Consider the following 5,647-nt stretch of genomic DNA (forward strand, 5'->3'; position numbering starts at 1 on the left):
TGATGGCGATGATCGCCTCGACCAGCGCATTGGCACAATCGTCGATCCATTCGGACAGCGGCTCGCGCGCCCCCGGCGGCAAGGGATCGAGTTCGCGCACACGCGAGCGACCGTCGCAGATTGAAGGTAGTGGCGAACTCGGCCGGTGTCTGCCAGGCGATTTGGGAATGCGGCCGCGCGGTGTTGTGTAGTCGGCGCGCCACAGGGCGATGGCGACGCGTGCCTGAGCCAGCGAAGTAAACAGCGTCTCGTTGAGCAGTTCATCGCGCAGTCGGCCGTTGAAGCTCTCGATGAAGCCATTATCCGGCATGATGTTCTTGGTGCCATCGTTTGTTCGGTACGTCAGGTTCGGTAAGCTTGGCGCATCCGGGCCACGGGGCACCGGGAGCACGCTAGTGCGGGCAGGCCGTCGTATGCAGATGAACTGCGAGTTCGAGCACATTATCTGGCCGCCCCTACGACTCGCCCGGATGCGCTGCGAGCGCGGATCCGTATTTGTCGTGTTGCCCGCTCGCTCCCTGTTCGTGACCAACGATGGAGGGAGCCGTGCGTATTATCGGCATGGACATACACCGCGTTGTAATGGCATTCGACGCGGTTCTGATCCGCCCAGGAGAGGATGGCGTTCGAGGTGAACTCGCTGCCATTGGCGGGGGCGAGCAAGCAAAGCAGGTAGTCTCGAGAATAGTATTTGCTCGCCGTACCTCCGCGTGGCTCGCCGAACCAGACTTCGCAATCGGCCTGGTCCCAGCCCCAGAGGCACGTCGCCCACGCCGTTGACGCAGAATACGATGTTCGGGTTTGCTGTTTTTTGGGTCTGAGAGTTGTGGGAAGGGCTACGCCGCCCGCGGTATGCGCGACGTGAACGTTGCCCTGGACACCGATACGCTCGTGCCGTTGGCGTCGCTGATGACATCCACCCGGGCCTCGAGCTGCTTCACCAGTGCCTCCACGATGGCTGTTCCCAAGCCGCTATTTGGTGCGCGGCCGGCTGGCTTGCCGGTGCCATTGTCGGAGACCGTCAGTTTCCAGTCGCTGCCATTGGTCTCGTAAGATACATGGATCAGGGCTGCGGTCTTCTCCCGGGGGAACGCATATTTGATCGCGTTGAGGATAAGTTCGGTGACGATCAGCCCGAAGCTGACCGCCTTCTGCGAGTCGATCCTGCCGGCTTCCGCGGTGACTTTGACGGCGATCGGCTGTGCATCCCCGATCATCGACGAGGCCAGACTGCTGCACAGCTTCGGCAGATAGGAGCCGACGTCGATTTCGTCGATGCCTGCTGCGGTGTGGAGATGGCGCTGCACTTCAGCCACCGACATGACCCGCTGGTGGGCATCTTTCAGATGCTGGCGGGTTTCCTCGGAGGTGACCGAACGGGCCTTCAGCAACAGGATGCTGGCGATAATCTGCAGGCTGTTGGCAACCCGATGCTCCATCTCACGTAGTAGCACATCCTTTTGCCGCAATAGGTCTTCGGTGCGGCCGAGAAGCTCTTCCTTCTCCCGCTCGATGACACGCCGCGCCGTTATGTCGTTGAAGGCGAGAAGGATGGTGACGGCCGAATTGTGGTCGTAAAGTACCTTTCGCGCGTTGAGCAGCATCGTGCGTTTGCCGATGTTGGGGAAATCATACTCGACCTCGAAGCCGTCCATGGCGGTCTTCTCAGGGATGATCGTCTCTAGGAGCAGGCGCAGTGCCGGAATGTCCCACTGGCCGTCGCCTAGCGCATAGAGAAGGGCGCCGTGTGTCTCCTCGGGGTCGACCTTGAAGGTCTGATAGAAAGAGCGGCTGGCCGCCAGCACATGAAACTTTTCGTCGAGGACGAGGAACGGTTCGGCGATCGTGTTGACGATGGCCTGCGACAGCGTCTGCGCGTCCTCGATATTCGCAATTGGGTGGAACAAGGCTCAAGGCCGATCTGGAGGCGCCTTCGCCTCCTCTTCGGCCCTTGTTACACACTTGACGGCTCGTGTCGCGGATTGAATCTAACCGGCGCAGCACGACAACGTGCGAGCCGGACTGTTCGCTGAATCCGGCAAGCGCGCGTAGACCCACTGATGTTGCACGCCAGCTAAATATGCCCGATATCATGGCGGCTGGCAGGGCGAGGTATTCAGTGGCGGCAAATCGTCTAAACGGAATTTACCCATCAGAGCCCGGGCTGGTGGGCATTCCGTTCGCCCCCAATGCCCGTCCGCGCACTTCATTGCCCACCGTCGCTACCATCGTGACGGCGGTTGCGGCGCTGTATTTCGGGCGCGAAGTGTTCCTGCCGATCGCTGTTGCGCTGCTTTTGACCTTCGCGCTCGCGCCCGTGGTGTCGGCTCTGAAGCGCGTCGGCATTCCCCGCCTTCCTGCCGTCATCGTCAGTGTGCTCGGTGCATTCGCGGCACTCTCTCTGTTCTCCTTCATTGCCGCGTCGCAGGTCAGCGAACTGGCGCAGAACATCCCGGCCTACCAGACAAATATCCTGACCAAGATCCGCTCGCTCAAGGAAACCGGGGCAGGAGGAGGGATCATTGCCAGATTGAGTCAGGTGATCCAGCGCGTCGGGCAGGAGATCGATCTGCAGGAACCGTCACCGCCCGCCGCCGACGCGCCGAGGCCCGAGCCCGTGCCCGTGCCGGTCGAGATCGTCGCGAGAGAACGGCCACTCGAGATCCTGCAGAACCTCATGGGTCCGTTGATCAGCCCGCTGGCCTCGGCGGTTCTGATCGTCGTTGTCGTCATCTTCATGCTGCTGGAGCGCGAGGATCTGCGCGATCGTTTCATCCGCCTAGTCGGCTATGGTGATCTGCACCGCACCACCCAGGCGCTGCAGGATGCCGGCAAGCGCGTCGGCCAGTATCTGCTGATGCAGCTGGTCCTCAATATCGTCTATGCCATACCGATCGCTATCGGGCTCTGGATTCTGGGCATCCCCAATGCGCTGCTGTGGGGCCTGCTGGCGCTGGCGCTGCGCTTCGTTCCATATATCGGCCCGGTCATCGGGGCGCTCGTACCACTGTTCCTGGCGCTGGCGGTGGCGCCCGGTTGGTCGCTAGTGCTGTGGACCGCCGCCCTCTTCATGGTGATGGAGTTGCTCACCGGAAATGTCATCGAACCCTGGCTTTATGGCGCGCGCACGGGACTCTCGCCATTGGCCATCATCGTTGCGGCGATCTTCTGGACTTGGCTGTGGGGCCCGCTCGGCCTGGTCCTGTCGACGCCCCTCACCGTCTGTCTGGTTGTGCTCGGCAGGCACGTGCCGCAGTTCGAATTCCTCGACGTGCTGTTCGGCAACGAGCCAGTGCTCGAACCGCATGCCCGGCTTTACCAGCGGCTCCTGGCCGGCGATCCGGACGAAGCCACCGACCACGCCGAAGAGATGCTTGAGAAATATCTGGTCGAGTTCTACGACAAGATCGTCATTCCCGCTTTGTTGCTCGGCGAGCAGGATCGTGTCCGCGGCGTCATGGACGACCAGCAGAGACGGCAGATGGCAGCCAGCGCGCTGACGCTGGTGGCAAATCTCGACGACAGCGCACACGAAGAAGCGGTCGAAGAGGATGAGCCGGCTTTCGCCGAGTATGGCAAGACGGATGTGGGAAAGGAAACAGCCGGGGAGGGCAAGGAAGCCGAGGACGAGATCGAACTGCCTAATGGCGTCGGCATGTCAGTGCTGTGTTGCGGCGGGCGCGGCGAGCTTGATGATGCCGCCGCTGCCATGCTGGCGCAGGTGCTCGAAGTTCAAGGCGCGACGGTGTCGACGGCGGGCTTCGCCGATATGGACCCGGCGAGCATTCGCCGGCTCGATCTTGCCGCTGTCGATACCGTCGTTGTCGGCTTCCTCAACCCCGATTCCGTCAAGCACGCCCGCTTCCTGGTGCGCCGGCTGAAGCGCGCCAGGCCGGCGCTCAGGGTTGGCATCGCGTTCTGGTCGGAGGCCGGCAACGACGACAGCCAGGCGGCGGCAGCACTGGCCGGCGACATCAATGCCGATTTCGTTGCCCATAGCATCGTCGATGCAGTGCGCGGCGCGCTGTCAAGCGAGCCGCCGGTAGCGCTCAAGCTCGCAGCCAAGCGTCGCTTGCGCCGGCAGCCGTCCGTCACGAAGAAAGCGCCGCTTGCGGTTGCAAGCTGAGGCCGCGGCGACGACACCGCGGGGCACTCCTGGCGCGCGGGTTATTGATCCCAGCGATGGCCAGCGGTCAGGCAGACAGCTGCTCAACACCAGTACGGCGAACGAAGAACCGACCGCACAGCCAATGACGCCAAGCATCTGGCCATCCAGTTCGAACTCGTCAAGGACAGTACGATAGCAGGCCCAGCCCGCCGATGGACGGGCACGGCCCTCTGTGCGCAACGGCGCACTATGTCGCCGTCCGATCAGCACGCACAAATACGAGCGGCAGGCTTTTCTAGGGTCGGCACAAGAATTGTTCCCAGCGACACGATAAGGTCGAACGGAGCATGAACTTCATGCGGCGTGGCGGAACCGAGCCGGAAATCTGAGCGGCCGGAAGCCTTCTGGCATCTGATGATCTGCCTACCAACTGTAGATGTGTAGATGCCGGTCACATTGATGTGTTCCCAGCTCAGCGGCGAGACGCGCTTCAGCAGGTGATCCGGAACCTCGCGATGCATTTTGCCCAAGTGAGTGACGGCCCGTTCGATATAGACCGGATCCCAATGCACGATCGCGCTAACGACGAGGTTGAGGCCGGAGGCGCGGAACGCTTGGCTTTCGAATGATCGGTCGCGGGATTTCGCCGCGCTCGTGGAAGAAGACGGCGCACTTCAGTTAATGCGCACCTTCGCCCTTGAGGCCGGCTTGGCAGCGCGGACGTCGCACCGGTCACACACTTGGATTTGAAGGCTACCGGGACATTAGCAATCAAGCAATTAAACCGGAAGGAGTACGCCAGCCGCAGACTGGCCGAGGAGTCCAGCATAGAGACCCGCGAATCTCGGGTCTTTATACGAATTACGAGATACGAATTACGAGCAAAGTGCAGCGCTCAGAAAAGTACAATGCCGGCGGCGAAGGAAATGTTGCAGTAGCGTGCATCGGAACGAGCAAGTAGCGCCAATTGTCGAGCGCCCGCGCGGCGCGGCAGAAGCTGCCGTGGTCCGCCGCCGCAATGGCGTAACGAAGCTGCGGATGTCGAACGTTATGCTCAAAATTGGCTTTTCGATCGAAGAGGTGGCGTTGCTTTTCGGCCACCGCCCTCTTCAGCCTGAAGTGGCGATCAGCCCAATTATGAGGGGCAGGGACGTAGGCGGCCTCCCGCTTCTCCTCCTGAACCACGGCTGAACGCCGCCTTCAGCATCGGTTCGAACGGCATCTCCTAAAACGAAGCCGTTCAACTCGCGGTCCCGTCCGCCAAAGGAGACGCCCTCATGATCCGCAATTCTTTCATCGCAACCGCGCTCGCCGCTCTTGTCGGCATTGTCGTCGCTGCCCCAGCCATGGCCAACGACGTGAGCATCGAGCAGTATGGCTGGTCTAATTCGGCTGGCGGCGCCCAGAACGGCTTCAAGAACCGTATCCGGGTTTACCAGAACGGCCGCTTCAACAAGGTGATCGGCCAGCAGCGCGGCCGCCACAACCTTTCGGCTATCGGCCAGGACGGGGCCGGCAACTACGGCGCCACCTACCAGA

The 5,647-nt window shown here is 61.7% G+C and carries 3 protein-coding genes and 3 pseudogenes; 2 read left to right on the forward strand and 4 right to left on the reverse strand.

The features are described 5' to 3' along the window. Together NKH30_RS33345 and NKH30_RS32835 are read right to left on the reverse strand one after the other, a co-directional pair. A pseudogene (locus NKH30_RS33345) lies at positions 1-301 on the reverse strand (integrase core domain-containing protein); the annotation flags it as partial. 535 nt (positions 302-836) lie between these two features. Beyond that, on the reverse strand, positions 837-1,907 hold the full coding sequence (locus NKH30_RS32835; RefSeq protein ID WP_352998143.1) for a sensor histidine kinase: 1,071 nt from the start codon (positions 1,905-1,907) through the stop codon (positions 837-839). Between the two features lie 212 nt (positions 1,908-2,119). Between NKH30_RS32835 and NKH30_RS32840 the strand changes: the two genes are divergently transcribed. Then, complete coding sequence (locus NKH30_RS32840; protein WP_352998145.1) at positions 2,120-4,126, forward strand: AI-2E family transporter; 2,007 nt, start codon at positions 2,120-2,122, stop codon at positions 4,124-4,126. Positions 4,127-4,462: 336 nt separating this feature from the next. On the opposite strand, the pseudogene NKH30_RS32845 reads toward NKH30_RS32840, so the two are convergent. Together NKH30_RS32845 and NKH30_RS32850 are read right to left on the reverse strand one after the other, a co-directional pair. Further along, positions 4,463-4,840, reverse strand: a pseudogene (locus NKH30_RS32845) (Tn3 family transposase); the annotation flags it as partial. 129 nt (positions 4,841-4,969) lie between these two features. Beyond that, complete coding sequence (locus NKH30_RS32850; protein WP_352542271.1) at positions 4,970-5,209, reverse strand: hypothetical protein; 240 nt, start codon at positions 5,207-5,209, stop codon at positions 4,970-4,972. A gap of 176 nt (positions 5,210-5,385) precedes the next feature. On the opposite strand from NKH30_RS32850, the pseudogene NKH30_RS32855 reads away from it, so the two are divergent. Beyond that, positions 5,386-5,647: pseudogene (locus NKH30_RS32855) on the forward strand (curlin); the annotation flags it as partial.

The sequence above is a fragment of the Mesorhizobium sp. M1273 genome, from assembly GCF_040318195.1.
In the GTDB taxonomy this organism is placed as follows: Bacteria; Pseudomonadota; Alphaproteobacteria; order Rhizobiales; family Rhizobiaceae; genus Mesorhizobium.